Source organism: Streptomyces sp. NBC_01474, assembly GCF_035918215.1.
Lineage (GTDB): Bacteria > Actinomycetota > Actinomycetes > Streptomycetales > Streptomycetaceae > Streptomyces > Streptomyces aureus.
The window spans coordinates 3861938-3881437 of sequence record NZ_CP109449.1 but is presented as its reverse complement, the minus strand read 5'-3'; the positions used below and the strand labels follow the sequence as shown (position 1 = coordinate 3881437).

Annotated in this window: 18 protein-coding genes; 8 read left to right on the top strand and 10 right to left on the bottom strand. The window is 70.8% G+C overall.

Going from position 1 to position 19500, the window contains the following annotated elements:
- Positions 1–462: 462 nt before the first annotated feature.
- The 5 genes from rlmN to OG758_RS17765 all read left to right on the top strand — a co-directional run bounded on the left by rlmN (position 463) and on the right by OG758_RS17765 (position 6500).
- Positions 463–1569: a 23S rRNA (adenine(2503)-C(2))-methyltransferase RlmN gene (rlmN, locus tag OG758_RS17785; RefSeq protein ID WP_326710929.1), complete on the top strand. Its 1107-nt coding sequence runs from the start codon at positions 463–465 to the stop codon at positions 1567–1569.
- Positions 1570–1812: 243 nt separating this feature from the next.
- Positions 1813–2865 (top strand): thiamine ABC transporter substrate-binding protein, encoded by a 1053-nt coding sequence (locus tag OG758_RS17780; protein WP_326715950.1) that lies wholly within the window; start codon positions 1813–1815, stop codon positions 2863–2865.
- 107 nt (positions 2866–2972) lie between these two features.
- On the top strand, positions 2973–4619 hold the full coding sequence (locus tag OG758_RS17775) for an ABC transporter permease (RefSeq protein WP_326710928.1): 1647 nt from the start codon (positions 2973–2975) through the stop codon (positions 4617–4619).
- Positions 4619–5677 (top strand): ABC transporter ATP-binding protein, encoded by a 1059-nt coding sequence (locus OG758_RS17770; protein ID WP_326710927.1) that lies wholly within the window; start codon positions 4619–4621, stop codon positions 5675–5677. Before OG758_RS17775 ends, OG758_RS17770 begins: the two co-directional genes overlap by 1 nt.
- Positions 5678–5687: 10 nt before the next feature.
- Complete coding sequence (locus tag OG758_RS17765) at positions 5688–6500, top strand: maleylpyruvate isomerase family mycothiol-dependent enzyme (protein ID WP_326710926.1); 813 nt, start codon at positions 5688–5690, stop codon at positions 6498–6500.
- Between the two features lie 52 nt (positions 6501–6552).
- Here the strand turns inward: OG758_RS17765 and OG758_RS17760 are convergent, their stop codons facing one another.
- From OG758_RS17760 to OG758_RS17735, 6 genes are all read right to left on the bottom strand, one after another.
- Entirely contained in the window at positions 6553–7692 is a 1140-nt protein-coding gene (locus tag OG758_RS17760) for an LOG family protein (protein ID WP_326710925.1), read from the bottom strand.
- 32 nt (positions 7693–7724) lie between these two features.
- Positions 7725–8132 carry a VOC family protein gene (locus OG758_RS17755; RefSeq protein WP_326710924.1) on the bottom strand — a complete coding sequence of 136 codons (408 nt, stop codon included), beginning with the start codon at positions 8130–8132 and terminating at the stop codon, positions 7725–7727.
- Between the two features lie 151 nt (positions 8133–8283).
- Complete coding sequence (locus OG758_RS17750; RefSeq protein WP_326710923.1) at positions 8284–9450, bottom strand: hypothetical protein; 1167 nt, start codon at positions 9448–9450, stop codon at positions 8284–8286.
- Positions 9432–10178 carry an ABC transporter ATP-binding protein gene (locus OG758_RS17745; protein WP_326710922.1) on the bottom strand — a complete coding sequence of 249 codons (747 nt, stop codon included), beginning with the start codon at positions 10176–10178 and terminating at the stop codon, positions 9432–9434. Before OG758_RS17745 ends, OG758_RS17750 begins: the two co-directional genes overlap by 19 nt.
- A 194-nt stretch (positions 10179–10372) precedes the next feature.
- A complete protein-coding gene (locus OG758_RS17740; RefSeq protein WP_326710921.1) occupies positions 10373–11752 on the bottom strand; it encodes an aspartate aminotransferase family protein in 1380 nt (459 codons plus the stop codon).
- Positions 11737–12234 (bottom strand): Lrp/AsnC family transcriptional regulator, encoded by a 498-nt coding sequence (locus OG758_RS17735; protein ID WP_100595184.1) that lies wholly within the window; start codon positions 12232–12234, stop codon positions 11737–11739. The genes OG758_RS17740 and OG758_RS17735 overlap by 16 nt, the downstream gene beginning before the upstream one ends.
- Positions 12235–12415: 181 nt before the next feature.
- Here OG758_RS17735 and OG758_RS17730 point away from each other — a divergent pair, with 181 nt between their 5' ends.
- The gene (locus tag OG758_RS17730) at positions 12416–13855 is read left to right on the top strand and encodes a gamma-aminobutyraldehyde dehydrogenase (RefSeq protein ID WP_100595095.1); all 1440 of its coding nucleotides are present in this window, start codon (positions 12416–12418) and stop codon (positions 13853–13855) included.
- A gap of 198 nt (positions 13856–14053) precedes the next feature.
- Positions 14054–15247, top strand: a complete 1194-nt coding sequence (locus tag OG758_RS17725; protein ID WP_326715949.1) for a polyamine ABC transporter substrate-binding protein — start codon at positions 14054–14056, stop codon at positions 15245–15247.
- A gap of 42 nt (positions 15248–15289) precedes the next feature.
- Here OG758_RS17725 and OG758_RS17720 read toward each other — a convergent pair whose 3' ends face one another.
- The 3 genes from OG758_RS17720 to OG758_RS17710 all read right to left on the bottom strand — a co-directional run bounded on the left by OG758_RS17720 (position 15290) and on the right by OG758_RS17710 (position 17661).
- Entirely contained in the window at positions 15290–15679 is a 390-nt protein-coding gene (locus tag OG758_RS17720; RefSeq protein ID WP_326710920.1) for a hypothetical protein, read from the bottom strand.
- Between the two features lie 245 nt (positions 15680–15924).
- The gene (locus OG758_RS17715; RefSeq protein WP_326710919.1) at positions 15925–16605 is read right to left on the bottom strand and encodes a glycerophosphodiester phosphodiesterase; all 681 of its coding nucleotides are present in this window, start codon (positions 16603–16605) and stop codon (positions 15925–15927) included.
- A gap of 21 nt (positions 16606–16626) precedes the next feature.
- Positions 16627–17661: an adenosine deaminase gene (locus tag OG758_RS17710; RefSeq protein WP_326710918.1), complete on the bottom strand. Its 1035-nt coding sequence runs from the start codon at positions 17659–17661 to the stop codon at positions 16627–16629.
- Positions 17662–18057: 396 nt separating this feature from the next.
- Here OG758_RS17710 and OG758_RS17705 point away from each other — a divergent pair, with 396 nt between their 5' ends.
- Positions 18058–18795 (top strand): DUF4190 domain-containing protein, encoded by a 738-nt coding sequence (locus OG758_RS17705; protein WP_326710917.1) that lies wholly within the window; start codon positions 18058–18060, stop codon positions 18793–18795.
- A gap of 85 nt (positions 18796–18880) precedes the next feature.
- Here the strand turns inward: OG758_RS17705 and OG758_RS17700 are convergent, their stop codons facing one another.
- On the bottom strand, positions 18881–19468 hold the full coding sequence (locus tag OG758_RS17700; protein ID WP_326710916.1) for an NADAR family protein: 588 nt from the start codon (positions 19466–19468) through the stop codon (positions 18881–18883).
- Between the last annotated feature and the right edge of the window lie 32 nt (positions 19469–19500).

Below are 19500 nucleotides of genomic sequence, written 5' to 3'. Positions count from 1 at the left end.
CAGAATCCGGGTCCAGGGGAGGCCGCGGCGCAGCCGGGGATGACAGCGGTACGGCCCGGCTGCCGTACATCTGACGGCAGCAGTCGGCTGGTGGCCGCGCGGCGGTGGCTCGCGGCCGCTCGGTCGGATGGCCGATCGCGACGGGTCTCCCTCGCCTCGGGCCCGCCGCCGTAGCTCCGCGGGGCTGAGGGGGTAGGCCGCCAGTCGCACGGAGAGGCGGTACAAGCGGAGTCGCAGTGCGATGCGGCCCGGTTGCCCGGCGCGCCGCTCGTATGTCACGGCCCACTCGCGCTGCGTGTTCAGCAGCGCGCCAACCTGCGCAGATGCTGCCGCGTGAGCCGAGAGGCCGGGCCGTCCCTGGGCCGTCCAAGGGTGGCCTACGACGGCCAATGACGACCAGCGACGACCCCTCACTTCTTGGCCTCCAGGTCACGCAAGTCGATCTGCGACACTGGAACGGTTATGCCTAAGCCCGGAGAACTCACTTTCGTTGCCCCGCGCGGAGCCAAGAAGCCGCCGCGGCACCTCGCCGACCTCTCGCCCGCCGAGCGGAAGGAGGCCGTCGCCGCGATCGGTGAGAAGCCGTTCCGCGCCAAGCAGCTGTCGCAGCACTACTTCTCGCGGTTCGCGCACGACCCCGCGGAGTGGACCGACATCCCCGCCGGCTCGCGCAGCAAGCTGCAGGAGGCGCTGCTTCCTGAGCTGATGACGGTCGTCCGGCATCTGTCGACCGACCAGGACACCACCCGCAAGACCCTGTGGCGGCTCTTCGACGGCACGCTCGTCGAGTCCGTACTGATGCGCTACCCGGACCGGGTCACCATGTGCATCAGCTCGCAGGCCGGCTGCGGAATGAACTGCCCGTTCTGCGCCACGGGACAGGCCGGCCTCGACCGGAACCTGTCGACGGGCGAGATCGTGCACCAGATCGTCGACGGCATGCGCGCGCTGCGCGACGGCGAGATCCCGGGCGGCCCGGCGCGCCTGAGCAACATCGTCTTCATGGGCATGGGCGAGCCCCTGGCCAACTACAAGCGCGTCGTCGGCGCCATCCGCGCGCTCACCGACCCCGAGCCGGACGGCGTCGGCCTCTCGCAGCGCGGGATCACCGTCTCGACCGTCGGTCTGGTCCCCGCCATGCACCGGTTCGCCGACGAGGGATTCAAGTGCCGCCTCGCCGTCTCGCTGCACGCCCCCGACGACGAGCTGCGCGACACCCTCGTCCCGGTCAACACCCGCTGGAAGGTCCGCGAGGTCCTCGACGCGGCGTGGGAGTACTCGGAGAAGTCGGGCCGCCGCATCTCCATCGAGTACGCGCTCATCCGGGACATCAACGACCAGGCCTGGCGTGGTGACCGGCTCGGCCGCCTGCTCAAGGGCAAGCGCGTCCACGTCAACCTGATCCCGCTGAACCCGACGCCGGGCTCGAAGTGGACGGCCTCGCGCCCCGAGGACGAGAAGGCGTTCGTCGACGCCATCGCGGCCCACGGCGTGCCGGTCACCGTCCGCGACACCCGTGGCCAGGAGATCGACGGGGCGTGCGGCCAGCTCGCCGCCACCGAGCGGTAACCTGACTGGCGTACTTACATCTTCATATTCCGACAGGGGAGCGCCACAGCGCTGAGAGTGCGGCATCGGCCGCAGACCCTCTGAACCTTGCCCAGGTCATTCTGGGTAGGAAGTTCGGTCGCCACTCAAGCTGTTGTGCCCTGCCCGGGAATTCGTCCGCGATCCCGGGCAGGGCCGCGTCTCTTCCTGGTCACCCAGGAGGGAACTCAAGTGAGCACCATCATCAAGGCCACGGCCGTCGCCATGGCGGCCGGTCTCGGACTCGTCACGCTCTCCGCGTGCGGGGGATCCGACTCCGGCAAGGACTCGGCGGACTCCAAGACCGTCACCCTCGTCAGCCATGACTCGTGGGCCGTGTCCAAGAACGTGCTCAAGGACTTCGAGAAGCGCTCCGGCTACAAGGTCACGGTCCTGAAAGACGGTGACGCGGGCGAGGCCGTGAACAAGGCCATCCTGTCCAAGGACAACCCGCAGGGCGACGTCCTCTTCGGCGTCGACAACACGCTCCTGTCGCGCGCCCTCGGCAACGGCCTCTTCCAGCCGTACGAGGCCAAGGGCCTGGACCAGGTGGGGACCGAGTACCAGCTCGACAAGGACAAGCACCGGGTCACCCCGATCGACACCGGCAACATCTGCGTCAACTACGACAAGAAGTACTTCGCCGATCACAAGCTGACGCCGCCCGCCTCGTTCGACGACCTCGCCAAGCCCGCGTACAAGAACCTGCTGGTCACGGAGAACGTGTCGACGTCGTCGCCCGGCCTCGGCTTCCTGCTGGGCAGCGCCGCGCAGTACGGCGACAACGGATGGCAGGGCTACTGGAAGAAGCTCAAGGCCAACGGCGTGAAGGTCGTCGACGGCTGGGAGCAGGCCTACAACGAGGAGTTCTCGGGCTCCGCCGGTGGCAGGAAGGCAGGCGGCGACCGGCCGCTCGTCGTGTCGTACGCGTCGTCGCCGCCGGCCGAGGCGATCTACTCGGACCCGCAGCCCAAGACCGCCCCGACCGGGGTCGCGACCGGCACCTGCTTCCGCCAGACCGAGTTCGCCGGCCTGCTGAGCAACGCGAAGAACGAGAAGGGCGGCAAGGCGCTCCTCGACTTCCTCATAGCGAAGCAGTTCCAGCAGGACATGCCGCTGAACATGTTCGTGGACCCGGTGACGAAGGACGCGGCGCTGCCCGCCGATTACGCGAAGTACGACGTCAAGGTCGATGCCCCGAAGACCATGGCTCCGAAGAAGATCGCCGACAACCGTGACGCCTGGGTCAAGTCGTGGACCTCACTCGTACTGAAGTGACACCCTCCGGAGGACCTCCGGCAGAGCGCCCGGTGGGGCACCCGGCAAAGCCTCCGGCGGAGCCCCGTAAGGGTCGTCGGCGCGGGAGCGCGGCGCGGCTCGGCCTGATGGCCGTGCCCGTCGCGTTCTTCGCCGTCTTCTTCGCCTATCCGGTCGCGGCGATCGTCTCCCGCGGCCTGAAGGCGGGCGGCCACTGGCAGTTCGGGCGGATCGCCGACGTGCTCGGGCAGTCCGACATCCGGCACGTCCTGTGGTTCACGACCTGGCAGGCGTTCGCCTCGACCGTGCTCACGCTGCTGATCGCGCTCCCCGGCGCGTACGTCTTCGCGCGCTTCGAGTTCAGGGGCAAGCAGGTTCTGAGGGCCGTCGTCACCGTGCCGTTCGTGCTGCCGACCGTCGTCGTCGGCACGGCGTTCCTGGCGCTGGTCGGCCGCGGCGGGCTGCTCGACGGCCTGTGGGGGGTACGCCTCGACACCACGGTGTGGGCGATCCTGCTCGCCCATGTCTTCTTCAACTACGCCGTCGTCGTGCGCACCGTGGGCGGACTGTGGTCGCAGCTCGACCCGCGGCAGGAGGAGGCCGCCCGGATGCTGGGCGCCTCCCGCTGGACGGCGTGGCGGAAGGTGACGCTGCCCGCGCTCGGGCCGGCCGTCGCTGCCGCCGCGCTGATGGTCTTCCTCTTCACGTTCACGTCGTTCGGCGTGGTCCAGATCCTCGGCGGGCCGACGTTCTCCACTCTTGAGGTGGAGATCTACCGGCAGACCGCGCAGATCTTCGACCTCGCCACGGCGGCGGTCCTCACGATCGTGCAGTTCGCCGCCGTGGGGATCATCCTCGCCGTGCACGCCTGGAGCGTGCGCCGGCGGGAGAGCGCACTGCGCCTCGTCGACGCGGCGCACACCGCCCGGCGCCCGCGCGGCGCGGGCCAGTGGGCGCTGCTCGCTGGGGCGGTCGCCACGGTCGCGGTGCTGATCCTGCTGCCGCTCGGGGTGCTGATCCAGAGGTCCTTCGAGGGGTCGGACGGCTTCGGGTTCGCCTACTACAAGGCGCTCACCTCGTCCGACAGCGGTGTGTTCCTGGTGCCGCCGATCGAGGCGATCGGGAACTCCCTCACGTACGCGCTCGCCGCCACCGCCATCGCGGTCGTGATCGGCGGACTCGCCGCCGCGGCCCTGACGCTCCCCGACTCTCGGCTCCGCTCGAGCGGGGGGACCCCCATGGCCGGACGTCTCGTTCGGGGCTTCGACGCGCTCCTCATGCTGCCGCTCGGCGTCTCCGCCGTCACCGTCGGCTTCGGCTTCCTGATCACTCTGGACAAGCCGCCCCTCGACCTGCGCGGGACCTGGATCCTGGTTCCGCTGGCCCAGGCCCTCGTCGGGGTGCCCTTCGTCGTCCGCACCATGCTGCCGGTCCTGCGCGCGGTCGACGGGCGGCTGCGCGAGGCCGCCGCAGTCCTCGGTGCCTCGCCGCTGCGGGCCTGGCGCGAGGTCGATCTGCCGATGGTGCGCAGGGCCCTGCTGATCGCGGCAGGGTTCGCGTTCGCCGTGTCGCTCGGCGAGTTCGGGGCGACCGTCTTCATCGCCCGCCCGGACCACCCGACTCTGCCGGTCGCCGTGGCGCGGCTCCTCGGACGGGCCGGTGACCTCAACTACGGCCAGGCGATGGCCCTTTCGACCATTCTCATGGTGGTGTGCGCGGTGTCGCTGCTGCTGCTCGAACGTATCCGCACGGACCGTACGACGGGGGAGTTCTGATGGCCCTGCTGACCCTGGACGACGCGACCGTGAGGTTCGGCGGTCCGTCCAGAACGGCGCATGCTGCGCTCGACCGGGTCGATCTGGAGGTCGCCGAGCACGAGATCGTGTGCGTGCTCGGCCCCAGCGGCAGCGGCAAGTCGACGCTGCTGCGGGTCGTGGCCGGGCTCCAGGGGCTCGACGGGGGCCGCGTGTTCCTCGACGGCCGTGACCAGTCGGGCGTGCCCGCGCACCGGCGCGGCGTCGGCCTCATGTTCCAGGACCACCAGCTGTTCCCGCAGCGCGACGTGGGCGGCAATGTCGCCTTCGGGCTGCGGATGCACGGCGCCGTACGCTCCGAACAGCTGGACCGCGTACGGGAGTTGCTGGCGCTCGTCGGGCTGCCCGGGGCTGATGGGCGCGCCGTGGCCTCGCTGTCCGGCGGCGAGCAGCAGCGCGTCGCCCTCGCCAGGGCGCTCGCCCCGCGACCCCGTCTGCTCATGCTCGACGAGCCGCTCGGCCAGCTCGACCGCTCGCTGCGGGAGCGTCTGGTCGTCGAACTCAGGGAACTTTTCGGCGAGTTGGGTACGACCGTGCTTGCCGTGACGCACGACCAGGGCGAGGCCTTCGCGCTCGCCGACCGCGTCGTGGTGATGCGCGACGGACGGATCGCCCAGTCCGGTACCCCACTTGAGGTCTGGCAGCACCCGGCCGACGAGTTCGTGGCGCGCTTCCTCGGCTTCGACAACGTGGTCGACGCCACGATCGTCGGGGAGGCGGCCGACACGCCCTGGGGAAAGGTGCCCGTGCCCGCGGGGTCCCCGCAGGGCCGCGGCGCCAAGATCCTGGTCAGGCCCGCGGGCGTACGCCTCGTGCCCGCCGCCGAGGCCCGGTCGACGTGCACGGTCACCGCGCGCACCTTCCGCGGCACGCATGTCGCCGTACACCTCCAGGCCACGGGAGCGCCCCGCCTCGAAGCGGCCTGCGCGCTGCGGGACGCGCCGGAGCCGGGGGACGAGGTCGGGGTGGCGTTCGACGCGGGCGAAATCGTGGTGCTGGACGGCCTGCCCGCCGCATAGAGTCCGCTCCATGACGACGGAGACCGCGGCATCCGGACAGCTCACCCATGACCGCTACTGCGACGAAGTCGTCGCGCAGACCGCCCTGTTGGCCGGGCATCTCGTCGGTGCCGACCTCACGGCGACCGTGCCGACCTGCCCCGACTGGACCCTGCGCGACCTCGTCGTCCACCTCGGCGGCGCGCACCGCTGGGTCGAGGCGATCGTACGGACCGGGGCCACCGAGGAGATCCCCGACGAGAAGGTGCTGGGCTTCGAAGGGCCGGGGAGCGACGACCCGGCCGAGCTCGCGGCCTGGCTCATGGAAGGCGCCGAGCTGACCGCGCGGACGCTGCACGCCGCCGGCCCCGACACCCGGGTATGGGCATGGTCCTGGCAGCACACCACGGGGTTCTGGGCGCGCCGCATGACGCACGAGACCGTGATCCACCGGGCGGACGCGGCGCTCACGGCGCGGGCCGCGTACGAGGTGGCACCCGAGCTCGCCGCCGACGCGATCGACGAGTGGCTGCAGATCGTCGCTCACGCCCAGCGGTCGGACCCGTCCGACACCGCAGCCGAGCTGCGCGACGGCGGGCGCAGCCTGCACCTCCACGCCACGGACGCACCGGCGGAACTGAACGCCGAATGGCTGGTCGAGCTGGGCGAGGACGGGTTCACCTGGCGCCGCGGCCACGAGAAGGCGACCGTCGCCCTGCGGGGGCCGCTGACCGATGTGCTGCTCGCGTTCTATCGGCGCGCGCCCCTCGACGGCGGGCGCGTGGAGGTCCTGGGGGAGCGGGAGCTGCTGGACTTCTGGCTGGCACGGGCGACGTTCGGGTAGCCCAGGCCCGGCGTCCGAGCCGTCCGCCAAGGAGTTCAGCCCGCAGAAGAGCTCAGTCCGGCTTCGCGAGCGCGTCCGCCGCTTCCTCCACCGTGTCCACCAGGGCGATCCGCGCGTCCATCGAGCGTTCGCGGGCCAGGGCGGTGAGCAGCGGCCAGGCCGGCAGGCGCTCCGTCCAGTGGGCGCGGCCGACGAGGACCATGGGGGTGGGCGCGCCCCGGGACTCGTAGTAGTTCGGCGTCGCGTTGTCGAATATCTCCTGGACGGTGCCGGCCGCGCCCGGCAGGAAGACCACGCCCGCGTTCGAGCGGGCCAGGAGGCCGTCCTCGCGGGTGGCGTTCGCGAAGTACTTCGCGATGTGCCCGGCGAAGGCGTTCGGCGGCTCGTGCCCGTAGAACCAGGTGGGGATGCCGACCGAGTCGCCGCCGTCCGGCCAGCGTGAGCGCACCTCGAAGGCGGCCGACGCCCACGCCGTGACGGACGGGGTGAACGAGGGGGCGGCGGACAGGAGCCGGAGCGCCTCGGTCAGCATCCCGTCGTCGAACCGTGCCGCGTACGCGCCCAGGTTCGCCGCCTCCATCGCGCCCGGACCGCCGCCCGTGGCGACGGTGACCCCGGACCGCGCGAGCGTCCTGCCGAGCCGCGCCGCGCCCGCGTACCCGTCCGTGCCGCGCGCCATCGCGTGACCGCCCATGACCCCCACCACCCTTGTGCCGACGAGGAGTTCGTCGAGGGCGTCGGAGACGGAGTCGTCGTGCACGGCCCGCAGCATCGACGCGAAGACGTCGTGGTCGGCCTTGGTCTGCTGGAACCAGTGGTACGCGCGGGCGTCCGGCGTCGACTCGTATCCGCCCTCCGCGAGCCCCGCGAACAGCTCGTCGGGGGAGTAGAGACGGCCCCGGTACGGGTCGAAGGGGAGGCCCGGGACCGGCGGGAAGACCAGGGCGCCGGTGGCGCGGATCCGCGCCGCGGCGTCGGGCCCCATCGGACAGCCGAGGAAGACGGCGCCCTCGGCGTCCAGGGTGAGCAGCTCGTCCGTACGTTCCGTCAGGTCGACGGCCTGCACGCGGCGTCCGGCGAGTGAGCCGTGAGCGGCCACGACCTCGTCGAACTCGTCGAGGGTCTCGATCTCACGGCCGGCGTCCGTGTGCGGGATCGCGGGCCTGCGCGGGGCGGGTTCAGGGGTCTGCACCCGCCCATGCTAGGGCGCCGCACTCCCGAAGATCAGCCCTGGACGGCCGCCGGGTCCATCCACATGATCTCCCAGGTGTGGCCGTCCGGGTCGTCGAAGGCGCGCCCGTACATGAAGCCGTGGTCCTGCTTCTCGCCGGTCTCGGTGCCGCCCGCGGCGATCGCCTTGTCGACGAGCTCGTCGACCTTCTCGCGGCTCTCGGCGCTCAGACACAGGAGCACCTCGGTGTTCTTGGTCGAGTCGACGATCGTCTTCTTCGTGAAGGCGGCGTACTTCTTCTTGGTGAGCAGCATGACCACGATGTGCTCGCTGACCACCACGGAGGCGCAGGTCTCGTCGGAGAACTGCGGGTTGATCGAGTACCCGAGCTCGGTGAAGAACTTCTTCGACGCGTCGAGGTCGTTCACGGCGAGGTTCGGGAAGATCATCTGCTGGTACATGGTGGGGCCGTCTCTTTCGCTCGCTGGTCTCGGTGTTGCGTCGCTGTGCCGTACGCAGGGTTAGACGTGCCGCTCGCCCGTAACTCATCGCCCGCCGCGAACTTTCTTTCGATCTTTTTCGGGGGCCGCAACGAGAGGGTGAGGGCCCCGCTCAGGGCGCGAGCGGCAGCGCCGCCAGTTCGGCGACGGCCCATGTCAGCAGCCCGAACACGGCGAGCAGTGCCGCCGCGCGCAGCCCGGCCGCGCCCCGGAGGAGACTCGTGGGGGCACCGAGCCGGAGCAGGGCGGCCGTGGTGTCGGAGCGGGCGTGCTTGGCCTCGATCGCGGCCGTCAGGAGCGTGGCGACCGTGCAGCCCATGACGAGGACGGCGCCGAGCGCGGACAGCGGGCCGAGGTCGGGCTGACGTCCCGACCAGAGGGTGAGCCCCGCGTACGCGCCGGAGGCCACCGCGCAGACCACGCCCAGGGGGCGGCCGATACGACGGGCCTCCTCCTGGAGCACCCGGCCCGCCAGGAGCCGTGCCGCCCCGGGCCGCACCGACTGAAGGGCCCGGCCGCACTGGTAGGTGAGTCCGGGACCCGCGAGCGCGAGGCCGAGGGCCGTCAGTGTCCAGCCGGCCAGCACACCCGCCGGGCTGCCGCCGAGACCGCCCGGCATGGGGAACCCCGCGGTGCCGTGCGCGTGGGAGGCGTATGTCTCCACGGCGAGGCCCATGGCCAGCAACGCCACGCCCCAGGGCAGGCCGGTCGGCGCGGGCACCGGGGGGGCGGGATCGCGTGGGTCCGGCTGGGGCTCGCCGGCCTTGGCGGCGCGCGGGCGCAGCACGAGGGCGGAGGCGCCGGACGCGGCGAGCGGGACCAGGGCGAGCAGGGTCAGGGTGGCGGGCAGGGGCAGGGGCCGGTCGGCGGCGAGGAGACCGCGTGCCGCGCCGTCGAAGGGCAGTCCGGAGAGGTCGCCACGCAGGTGCAGGAAGACCAGCAGCGCCAGCATCGAGCCGAGCGTGCAGGCGACCGCGGTGGAGATCGCCGAGATGAGCGTGAGGCGTGCCGGGCCGAGGCCGACCGCGGACAGTCCGGGACGCGGCCTGGTGCCCGGGTCGGTGCGGGCTACGGCGACGGCGAGGTGGACGGTCGCGGCGATCGGCACCACGCACCAGGCCAGACGCAGTACGGATCCGGTGGAGGCTTCGGGGTGGCCCATCGCGTAGCCGAGCGTGCACAGCAGGAGGAATCCGGTGCCGGCGGAGGCGGCCGCGACCAGGAACCTGCGGAGCTGGACGACGGGCTGGCCCCCGCGGGCTAGACGGAGAGCGAGCACGCGGCCCGGCCTTCCGCGTCGGTGCTGCCGGGTACCCCGGGCAGATGGACCGTGTTCACGCGGCGCCCGTCGAGGAGCGACATCGTGCTGTCGGCCAGGGCGGCCACCTCGGTGTCGTGCGTGGCGAGGACGACGGTGATGCCGTGCGAGCGGGACGCGGCCATCAGGGTGCGCAGGACGTGGGCGCGGTCGGCGCGGTGCAGGGGCGCGGTGGGCTCGTCGGCGAAGAGCACCGAGGGCGCGGTGACCAGGGCGCGGGCGATGGCGACGCGCTGGCGTTCCGACTGGATCAGGGCGTGCGGGCGCTTGCGGGCGCACATGCCGATGTCGAGGCGCTCCAGCCACTCCAGGGCGCTGGCCTTGGCGGCGCGGCGGCTGCCGCCGCGCATCATCAGGGCGAGTGCCGTGTTCTCCCAGGCGTTCAGCTCGGGCACGAGGTGGGGCTCGGGGTCGATCCAGGCGAAGCGGTCGCGGCGCAGCCGTTCCCTGACGAGCGGGCCCATGGTGTGCACGGGGGTGCTGTTGAACCAGACCTCGCCCTGCTGTGGCAGGAGCTGGCCGGAGAGGCACTGCAGGAGCGTCGTCTTGCCGCTGCCGCGCGGCCCTGTGACGGCGAGGATCTCGCCCTCGCGGACACCGAGCGAGACGCCGGTGAGCGCGGGCGAGCCGTTGTGGGAGAAGTGCAGGGCGCGTGCCCAGAGCACGTCGTTGTCCGGCGGGGCCACCATGGCGAACACCTCGTTCAGAGACTGCAGATCAGAAATGCCGTAAGACGAGCCGTCCCCCTTACGGGGGAACGAAGGCAGGGCCGATCGGTCACTGGGCACGCTAGGTATTCGCCGGCGCGGGTCGGGAAATGACGCGGCCCGGCCGCCCCCATCTCACTCGGATGGGCGCAGCCGGGCCGCGGGAGCCGTCAGGCTCAGATCTTGCTCCAGGCCTCCGTGAGGACCTGGCGGATGATGCCCTCGATCTCGTCGAAGGTGGACTGGTCCGAGATCAGCGGCGGCGACAGCTGGATGACCGGGTCACCACGGTCGTCGGCGCGGCAGTACAGGCCGTACTCGTAGAGCTTCTTGGACACGAAGCCGTAGAGCACGCGCTCCGACTCCTCGTCCGTGAAGGACTCCTTGGTGTCCTTGTCCTTGACGAGCTCGATGCCGTAGAAGAAGCCGTTGCCGCGGACGTCGCCGACGATCGGCAGGTCGTGCAGCTTCTGCAGCGTCTTGAGGAAGCTGGCCTCGTTGTCGAGCACGTGCTGGTTGAGACCCTCGCGCTCGAACAGGTCGAGGTTGGCGAGCGCCACGGCCGAGGAGACCGGGTGGCCACCGAAGGTGTAGCCGTGCAGGAAGGTGTTGTCACCCTGGTAGAACGGCGCCGCGATCCGGTCGGAGACGATGGTCGCACCGATCGGGGAGTAGCCCGAGGTCATGCCCTTGGCGCAGGTGATGATGTCCGGGATGTAGCCGAACTTGTCACAGGCGAACATCGTGCCGAGGCGGCCGAAGGCGCAGATGACCTCGTCCGAGACGAGCAGTACGTCGTACTTGTCGCAGATCTCGCGCACGCGCTCGAAGTAGCCGGGCGGCGGCGGGAAGCAGCCACCGGCGTTCTGCACCGGCTCGAGGAAGACCGCGGCGACGGTCTCGGGGCCCTCGAAGAGGATCTCCTGCTCGATCTGGTCGGCGGCCCAGCGTCCGAAGGCCACCGGGTCGTCGCCGTGGATCGGGGCGCGGTAGATGTTGGTGTTCGGCACCTTGTGCGCGCCCGGGACCAGCGGCTCGAAGGGGGCCTTCAGGGCCGGCAGGCCGGTGATCGACAGGGCGCCCTGCGGGGTGCCGTGGTAGGCGACCGCGCGGGAGATGACCTTGTACTTGGTGTGGTTGCCGTTGAGCTTGTGGTACTGCTTCGCAAGCTTCCAGGCGGTCTCGACGGCCTCGCCACCACCGGTGGAGAAGAAGACCTTGTTGAGGTCACCCGGGGCGTAGTGGGCGAGGCGCTCGGCCAGCTCCACGGCCTTCGGGTGGGCGTACGACCACACGGGGAAGAAAGCCAGCTCGGTCGCCTGCTTGGCGGCGACCTCGGCAAGCTCCCGGCGTCCGTGGCCGGCCTGCACCACGAACAGGCCGGAGAGCCCGTCGAGGTACTTCTTGCCCTGGTCGTCGTAGATGTAGGTGCCCTCGCCACGCACGATGGTGGGAACGGGCGCGTTCTCGTAGGACGACATGCGGGTGAAGTGCATCCACAGGTGGTCGTACGCGGTTCGGCTGAGGTCCTTGCTCACGGCTATCGGGTTCCCCACATATAGGTCTGCTTCTTGAGCTTGAGGTAGACGAAGCTCTCGGTGGAGCGCACGCCGGGAAGGGTCCGGATGCGTTTGTTGATGACGTCCAGGAGTTGGTCGTCGTCCTCACACACGACCTCCGCGAGGAGGTCGAACGAGCCCGCGGTCATGACCACGTACTCGACTTCCGGCATGGCCGTCAGCGCTTCGGCGACGGGGTCGAGGTCACCCTCCGCGTTGATGCCGACCATCGCCTGGCGTCGGAAGCCCACGGTGAGCGGGTCCGTGACGGCGACGATCTGCATCACGCCCTGGTCGAGCAGCTTCTGGACGCGCTGTCGCACGGCCGCTTCCGAGAGGCCCACGGCCTTGCCGATAGCTGCGTACGGCCTACGGCCGTCTTCCTGGAGCTGTTCGATGATGGCGAGGGAAACGGCGTCGAGCGGCGGGGTGCCGGTGCCGTTCCTCGATCCCTTTGGGTCTGCGCTGCGACTGGCCACGTCCCCCACCATGCACGAGGAGTCGACAGTTCCGCAAGCCCGGATCGATGAAATTCGTTGTTTGAGGGCTCGAAGTTCACGGATTTCGCAGATCCGGCAGGTCGGGGGGTGTTGAAAGCGTGGGACTACCGATTAGGGTGGTATCTCATCCAATGGACATCCGACCAGGAGGGCCGCCTCAGTGACCAGCGAGCTGCGTCGTCTGCGCAATTACATCGACGGTGAGTTCCGGGACGCCGCCGACGGACGGACCACCGAGGTGGTCAACCCGGCCAACGGTGAGGCGTACGCGACCGCCCCCCTGTCCGGCGACGCCGACGTGGACGCCGCCATGGCCGCCGCCGCGGCCGCGTTCCCGGCCTGGCGCGACCTCACCCCCAGTGAGCGCCAGAAGGCCCTCCTCAAGATCGCGGACGCGTTCGAGGAGCGGGCCGAGGAGCTCATCGCCGCCGAGGTCGAGAACACCGGCAAGCCGACCGGCCTGACCCGGTCCGAGGAAATCCCGCCCATGGTCGACCAGATCCGCTTCTTCGCGGGTGCGGCGCGCATGCTCGAGGGCCGCTCGGCCGGCGAGTACATGGAGGGCCTGACCTCGATCATCCGCCGCGAGCCCATCGGCGTCTGCGCCCAGGTCGCGCCGTGGAACTACCCGATGATGATGGCTGTATGGAAGTTCGCCCCGGCGCTCGCCGCGGGCAACACGGTCGTCCTGAAGCCGTCGGACACCACCCCGGCCTCCACGGTTCTGATCGCCGAGATCATCGGCTCCATCGTCCCCAAGGGCGTCTTCAACGTCATCTGCGGTGACCGCGAGACCGGCCGCGCGATGGTCGAGCACAAGACCCCGGCGATGGCCTCCATCACCGGCTCCGTGCGCGCCGGCATCTCGGTGGCCGAGTCCGCCGCCAAGGACGTCAAGCGCGTCCACCTGGAGCTCGGCGGCAAGGCCCCGGTCGTCGTCTTCGAGGACACCGACATCGCCAAGGCCGTCGAGGACATCTCGGTGGCGGGCTTCTTCAACGCGGGCCAGGACTGCACCGCAGCCACCCGTGTCCTCGTCCACGAGTCCATCCACGACGAGTTCGTCCAGGCCCTCGCCAAGGCGGCGGCCGACACGAAGACCGGCCAGCCGGACGACGAGGACGTGCTCTACGGCCCCCTCAACAACCCGAACCAGCTCGCCCAGGTCACCGGTTTCATCGAGCGCCTGCCCGCGCACGCCAAGGTCGAGGCCGGCGGCCACCGGGTCGGCGACAAGGGCTACTTCTACGCCCCGACCGTCGTCTCGGGCGTCAAGCAGGACGACGAGATCATCCAGAACGAGGTCTTCGGCCCGGTCATCACCGTCCAGTCCTTCGCGGACGAGGCGCAGGCCGTCGAGTGGGCGAACGGCGTGGAGTACGCGCTGGCCTCCTCGGTCTGGACGAAGGACCACGCGCGCGCGATGCGTATGTCCAAGATCCTCGACTTCGGCTGTGTGTGGATCAACACCCACATCCCGCTGGTCGCCGAGATGCCGCACGGCGGCTTCAAGAAGTCCGGCTACGGCAAGGACCTGTCGGCGTACGGCTTCGACGACTACACGCGCATCAAGCACGTCATGACGTCGATCGAGGGCTGAGCACCGGCACCGACTCGCTCCACCCGCCCCCGCGTGGCTCCGGCCGCGCGGGGGCGGTCGCGTGTCCGGGGCAGGCGGGTGTGCGGCGGGGTGCCGGGTGATCGACAGTGTGTCGGCTCTCACCCCGTCGGCTTGACGCAGCGTCCATTGTCCGGCCCCGCTGGTCACGGGCATCCTGCACAGGTGCGAGCGACCTCGATGAACCCCAAGCCGTCCCTGTCCCGCCGTTCCCTGATGCGTGCCCTGGGCGGAGGTGCCACGGCCGCGGCGGTCGGCGCGCTCGCCTCGGGATGCGGTGTGCCCGCCGCCTACGTCGCGCCGGGGGACCGCGCCGCGACCGACCGCTCCGGCAGCGACAAGCGGCTCGTCTTCGCCAACTGGCCGCTTTACATCGACGTCGACGACGACGATCCGTCGAAGCGACCCACGCTCGACGGCTTCCGGAAGCAGTCCGGGATCGATGTCAAGTACATCGAAGAGATCAACGACAACGACGAGTTCTTCGGCAAGATCAGCCCGTCCCTGATGAACCATCAGAAGACCGGCCGGGACCTCATCGTCATCAGCGACTGGATGTGCGCCAAGTTCGTGACGCTCGGCTGGGTCCAGGAGATGGACCGTGCCCGGCAGCCGCACGTCGCCAAGTACCTCGACCCGCTGCTGCGTTCACCGCATTTCGACCCCGGCCGCAAGTACACCGTGCCGTGGCAGTCGGGCATCACCGGCATCGCGTACAACAAGCGCAGGGTCGGGCGCGAGATCAAGCATGTGTCCGACCTGTGGGCGGCCGACCTCAAGGGCAAGGTCACGCTGCTGTCCGGGCTCGACGAGTCGTTCGCGCTGCTCATGCAGGGCAACGGCGTCGACATCACCCGGTGGACCCCGGACGACTTCCACCGCGTGTGCGACCAGGTCGAGAAGCTCGTCAAGAGCCATCACATCCGCCGCTTCACCGGAAACGACTACATCAAGGACCTCTCCAGCGGCGACGTCCTCGCCTGCCAGGCCTACAGCGGTGACGTCATCCAGCTCAAGGCCGACGACCCGGACATCGAGTTCGTCGTGCCCGAGGAGGGCGGCGAGCTGTGGGCCGAGTCGCTGATGATCCCCAACCTCGCCGACCACAAGCGCAACGCCGAGACCCTCATCGACTACTACTACCGGCCGGAGGTCGCCGCCGAGCTGGCCACCTGGGTCAACTACGTGAGCCCCGTGCCGGCCGCCCGCGAGATCCTCGCCGACTCGAAGGACAAGGACACGGCGGCACTCGCCGAGGACCCGCTGATCTTCCCCGACGACACGATGCGCCGACGCCTCGCGATCGCGCGCGACATCACGTCCGAGGAGCGCCCGGAACTCGCCAAGCGGTGGAACACGATCGCGGGGTTGTGAGATCGCGGGATGGTGCGAGGGGGCCCGCCGGTTCCGGCCCGCTCAGTTCCACAGTGGAGTGGTCGTGACCTGCTGGAACGCGTCCGGGTGGCCGTTCGGGTAGGTGAGCGTGATGCGGGAGTAGTGCTGGGTGTTCCGGTGCTTGGTCCAGGACTGCGGGTGGTCGAGGCGGACCGTGACGGGGTACGAGCGGAACTTGCCCGCGGCGCAGTACGGCTTGCAGTCGTTCACCCAGCTCGTGCCCGTGGCCACCGCCTTGCTCGGGCCCCACTGCGACCAGTGGAGCGAGGCGAGGCGGCTGTTGCCGTCCCCGCACGCGAGCAGGAAGTCCGTGGGTCGCACCTGCGGCTGCCAGGTGCAGCTGACGATCACGGGGGCGCCGGTCCCATGCTGCGGCTTCGGCGCCGCGGCGGAGGCGGAGGCCGGAGCCATGGCTGCTGCGAGGGACGCGGCTGCACAGAGTGCGAGCGCTGCCTTCAGTGAGTTGCTCCGCAAAATATGCTCCCGGCCGATCGGGGGGCCCTGGGCCCCGTGGTGCTCGTTCCGACGCTAAGGCCGTGGCGTGAGATGCGCCACTCGAACAGGCTAACGTCGCACGGACGGGTGCAAGCGGGCAGGTCAGCGCCTGATGACTGCCATGCCGAGGCCCCCGCGACAGGTCGCGGAGGGCCGGGCGATCAGTCGCCGCGCAGCCCGCACAGGACGTCGATGCGGTTCGTCGTGACCGAGTCGACGCCGAGGTCCAGGAGACGCCGCATCGCCGACTTCGTGTCCGGGGTCCACGCGGAGACCAGCAGGCCCTGGCGGTGCACATGGGCCGTCAGCTCCCGACCGACCAGCGGGAAACGGTAGTTGAGCCAGGTGGGCCTGATCGCTTCCAGCACGCCGGGCCGCGGCGGGGCCAGCGTCGTCCAGGTCAGCGCGATCTCGGCGGCCGGGTCCGCGCGCCGCACCGTCAGCATCGTCTCCGCGCCCGCGCAGTAGTAGGCACGCTCGCCGGCGCCGCAGTCACGGATGACGCCGATGACCGTACGGACCGTGCGCACGTCCGCGCCCGGCAGGTCCACCATCACCCGCCGCTCGGCCAGTACCTCAAGGGCCTGTTCGAGGGTGGGCACGCCGCCCGCGGTGACGCCGCGCACCTCGTCGTACGAGAGCGCGGAGAGCGGGCGGTCGTGGTCCCACAGCCGCTTGAGCGTGGAGTCGTGCAGCAGTACGGGCACGCCGTCGCGGGTCAGACGGACGTCGATCTCGACCGCGTCCGCCCCCCGCTCCAGCGCGGAGCGCAGGGAGGCGAGGGTGTTCTCGCGGACGCGGTAGGGGTCGCCCCGGTGGGCCACGGCAGTCACGGTACGCATGGCCCCATTGTGGTCAGCCGGTCACGCCCGGGCGAGCCACGTGTCCGTGTAGGTGTCGATCTCCGCGGCGATACGGGTCTTGCCCGGCTCGTCGAGGAACGACGCGTCCACCGCGTTCCTGGCGAGCGCGGCCACGCCCCGCTCGTCGAGGTCGAGGAGGCGGGCGGCGACGGCGTACTCGGTGTTGAGGTCCGTGCCGAACATCGGCGGGTCGTCGGAGTTGACGGTGACGACGACCCCGGCGTCGACGAACTGCCTGATGGGGTGCTCCTCGAGGGTCTTCACGGCGCGCGTCGCGATGTTCGACGTCGGGCAGACCTCGAGCGGGATGCGGTGCTCGGCGAGGTGGGCGAGGAGCTTCGGGTCCTGGGCGGACGTCGTGCCGTGGCCGATGCGTTCGGCGCCGAGGTGGACCAGCGCGTCCCAGACCGTCCCGGGGCCCGTCGTCTCGCCGGCGTGCGGCACGGAGTGCAGGCCCGCGGCGATCGCGCGATCGAAGTACGGCTTGAACTGGGGTCGCGGCACGCCGATTTCGGGACCGCCGAGCCCGAAGGAGACCAGGCCCTCCGGGCGGATCGTGTCGGTGGTCGCGAGCCGCACGGTCTCCTCGGCGGACTCGAGCCCCGCCTCGCCGGGGATGTCGAAGCACCAGCGCAGCACGGTGCCGAACTCGGCCTCGGCCGCCTTGCGGGCGTCCTCGATGGCCTCCATGAAGGCGTACTCGTCGATGCCGCGGCGGACGGAGGAGTACGGGGTGATGGTCAGCTCGGCGTAGCGCACGTTCTGCCGGGCCATGTCCCGCGCGACCTCGAACGTGAGGAGGCGGACGTCCTCCGGAGTGCGCACGAGATCGACGACCGAGAGGTATACGTCGATGAAGTGCGCGAAGTCCGTGAACGTGAAGTAGTCGGCCAGCGCCTCGGGGTCTGTGGGGACCTTGGAGTCCGGGTGGCGGGCCGCGAGCGTGGAGACGATCCGGGGGGACGCCGAGCCGACGTGGTGCACATGCAGCTCTGCCTTTGGCAGTCCGGCGATGAAGGCATGCAGATCGGTCACGGATTCCTCCCCAGGAACTTGGTTGATCGGCTGATCGGTGGGTCGCAGTCATCGTAGGCGTCCCCCGGCCACGCCCCGGCGGCGGCCGTAGCATGACGGGACGTCTGGGTGGGAGAAGAAGGGGACGAGCGAGCGATGTCCGAGGACACAGAGGGCAGAGAGGGCGCCGAGGGCGCCAACGGTCCGGCCACTTCGCCGGAGCGGGGGACAGGGCCGGGGGGCCGGGGTGCGGGGGACCCGCCTGACGGCAGGGTGTCTCTGGGGAAACGGGAATCGGACCCGTGGGCGGCCCCGGCGGACCCGGGCCCGCGGGACGCGGTGCCGCAGAACGCCGCCGGGCCGGCTGGTCCCGCGCCCGTGCACCCGTTCGCCCCGCCGTCGCAGGGGGAGACACAGGTGGACCCGTTCACGCCGCCGTCCCACGCCGAGACGCAGGTGGACGCCTTCGCCGCGCCTTCGCCCCCGTCCTCGCCCACTCCGCCCGGCGAGCCGTACAACCCGTTCGCCCCGCCGTCCCCGGGCGCCGCGCCGGCCCCCGGCCGCTGGTCACAACAGCCGCAGTACCCGTACTCACCCGCCCAGTCGCCGGGTGCCCCCTACGCGATGCCTCCCGGCTACCCGGCGACGCAGGCCGGGGCCCCCTGGGCGCCGGGGGCCAACCCCTTCGCGCCGCCCGGAGAGCCCGTGCCCCCGCCGCCCGTCTCGCCCGACGGGCCCGGGCAGATGCACTACGGCTACCCGGCCGCCGCGTACGGCTACGGACGCCACGCAGCGACCGGCCCGGCCCCGATGCCCTACGGAGGTCCCGGCTACGGCTGGCCCGGGATGCAGCCGCGGCCCGCGAACGGCATGGGCGTCGCCGCCCTGACGCTCGGGATCATCTCGGCCGTCGGCTTCATCCTGTGGCCGATCGCGATCGTGGTCGGGATCCTCGCCATCATCTTCGGCGCCATCGGCCGCGCGAAGGCGACCCGGGGCGAGGCCACGAACCGCGGCCAGGCGCTGGCCGGACTGATCTGCGGCATCGGCGGACTGGTGCTCGCGCTGGTCCTGATGTTCTTCGTCATCGCCGACAGCGGCTCGTCGAGCGGCAGCGACAGCAGCGACGACAGCGGCTACTCCGCCGCCCGGTAGGACGAAGACACGTAGGACACCGGCACGTAAGGCATCGACACGTAGGACACCGGCAAGCAGAACGCCGGCAACGGGGGCCGGGCCGTCAGGCCCGGTCCGCCAGCCGCTCACGCGCCGCCATCAGCGCGAACCCGAGCAGATTGGGCCCCAGCCACCGTCGCGGGTCGCCGGCGGCCTCCGCGTCGGCCGCGAGTCCGATGCCCCACACGCGGTCGAGCGGGCTGGCCTCGACCAGGACACGCTCGCCCGTCCCGAGCAGGAACTCCCGCAGATCCGCGTGCGCCGCGAACTTGTGCACGCTGCCCTCGACGACGATCCCGAACCGCTCTCGCGCCCAGGTGTCCTCGTCGAAGCCGCGCACGAGACGCCCCGCCTTCTTGGCCTGCGAGGGATGTGCCGCCCCGACGGCTCTGCGCTCGGCCTCCGCGTCCCCGAACAGCCGGGCCTTCGCGGCCATCATCCAGTGCTCGGCCGTCGCGTACTCGACCCCGTCCACCGTGAACGGCGCGACCCACCACTGACTGAGGCAGCTCGCCCCGACCGTGCCGTCCGCCCGCGGTGTGTGCCCCCAGAAGTGCAGGTACTTGACCCGTACACCCGCTTCCACCGCCCTGACCAGCGAGTCCCGGTCGTGGACGGCAGCGTTCCCCTCAAGTCTGTCGGTCTTCCCCATGCACGCGAGTCTGGCATGCACCACGGACACTC

Bases quoted from the DNA above. Each gene is read 5' to 3' on its own strand.
- rlmN (WP_326710929.1), top strand. From the start codon at position 463: ATGCCTAAGCCCGGAGAACTCACTTTCGTTGCCCCGCGCGGAGCCAAG.
- OG758_RS17780 (WP_326715950.1), top strand. From the start codon at position 1,813: ATGGCGGCCGGTCTCGGACTCGTCACGCTCTCCGCGTGCGGGGGATCC.
- OG758_RS17775 (WP_326710928.1), top strand. From the start codon at position 2,973: ATGGCCGTGCCCGTCGCGTTCTTCGCCGTCTTCTTCGCCTATCCGGTC.
- OG758_RS17770 (WP_326710927.1), top strand. From the start codon at position 4,619: ATGGCCCTGCTGACCCTGGACGACGCGACCGTGAGGTTCGGCGGTCCG.
- OG758_RS17765 (WP_326710926.1), top strand. From the start codon at position 5,688: ATGACGACGGAGACCGCGGCATCCGGACAGCTCACCCATGACCGCTAC.
- OG758_RS17755 (WP_326710924.1), bottom strand. From the start codon at position 8,132: ATGTACCAGCAGATGATCTTCCCGAACCTCGCCGTGAACGACCTCGAC.
- OG758_RS17745 (WP_326710922.1), bottom strand. From the start codon at position 10,178: ATGGTGGCCCCGCCGGACAACGACGTGCTCTGGGCACGCGCCCTGCAC.
- OG758_RS17725 (WP_326715949.1), top strand. From the start codon at position 14,054: ATGAACCCCAAGCCGTCCCTGTCCCGCCGTTCCCTGATGCGTGCCCTG.
- OG758_RS17720 (WP_326710920.1), bottom strand. From the start codon at position 15,679: ATGGCTCCGGCCTCCGCCTCCGCCGCGGCGCCGAAGCCGCAGCATGGG.
- OG758_RS17715 (WP_326710919.1), bottom strand. From the start codon at position 16,605: ATGCGTACCGTGACTGCCGTGGCCCACCGGGGCGACCCCTACCGCGTC.
- OG758_RS17700 (WP_326710916.1), bottom strand. From the start codon at position 19,468: ATGGGGAAGACCGACAGACTTGAGGGGAACGCTGCCGTCCACGACCGG.